The sequence below is a fragment of the Vibrio sp. D173a genome, from assembly GCF_030248475.1.
This window is the reverse complement of sequence record NZ_JAHGAH010000864.1, coordinates 1-1,061: the sequence shown is the minus strand read 5'-3', so window position 1 is coordinate 1,061 and position 1,061 is coordinate 1. Positions and strand designations below refer to the sequence as shown.

General features: G+C 47.7%; 1 protein-coding gene. It reads right to left on the bottom strand.

Annotated elements, in window-relative coordinates:
* A partial coding sequence (locus KIV40_RS29875) for a DUF2066 domain-containing protein (RefSeq protein WP_285352890.1) occupies positions 1-1,061 on the bottom strand: 1,061 nt, incomplete at both ends.

Below are 1,061 nucleotides of genomic sequence, written 5' to 3'. Positions count from 1 at the left end.
TCTGAAGATGGGTTACTAGGTGTCTCAACCTGCTGCATGCCATCAGATTCTGGTAGAGCCTGGGATTCACCCACGGACAATGTGTTGTCTTGCACTTCGAATTCTGGCGTTTGCTCAGGCTCTAGATAAGAGGCTTCGACTTTCGCTACAGAGCGTAGACTCTCTACTTCTTTCTCAAACTCATCTTGAGTTGATAACAAGTGAATTCTGAACGTTACTTCGTGATTCTGGATCTTAAGGATATCTAGGCTAGCTACTGAGTTAAGTGCTTTTAAGACATTCTCAAGCTGGAAAAAGTCTTGTGCATTATTCAAGCTAATGAATTGCGCAAGAATTGACTCCGAAGACTCGCTCGCGACTGTGACCGCACTTTTATTAGCGTAGTAGTTACTGATCTCGTTAATCAATGACTGAGACGCAGAAGCACCACTGCCTGAAACAGACCCCGTTACCGGTGATTTTGGTGAACTGGTTATCTGATTAGGCTGTTGATCGTAAAGTGTCCAACGTAGACCTGACGGCAGAGCCCGCACAACCAGCACCGCATCCACAGGATAACGTTGGCTTGCTTGGCTAATAGGTGACACAAAACCGCCCCACAAATCAGACGTCGCAATACCAGTAATGTCGTCGAAGTCGCCTACTGGTAGCGTGATCGGCAAGCCACGCAGTTTTGCATTTTGCTGAATACCAGCCGCTAGCTCCGAATTTGAGTGCTCCCACACGATATTTTTATCGTAGTTCTGCTCTTCGACCAACCATACCAATACGTTGGAGCGAGTGTCAGGCCAGTAAGGTAGCTGAGCTTGAGTTAATAGGTTGCGAATCTGTGCACCGTTGAAACGCATACGCAAAGTAGTTTGCTCGCTGGCTTCACCAAAGCTCATTTGCGATAAGTACTGAGCACTTTGACGCATCGCCTTCTTCACGGTTTCGTTAGCTGCCACATCGGTCTGGCCCGTCGCGCGAACCAACACTTGCTGCATGCCTTCATTTCTTGCCGCTCTTTCAGGCTCTTTCTGTTCTGAGTTGATAGCCACTTCGGCACTAAAAATGTCCAC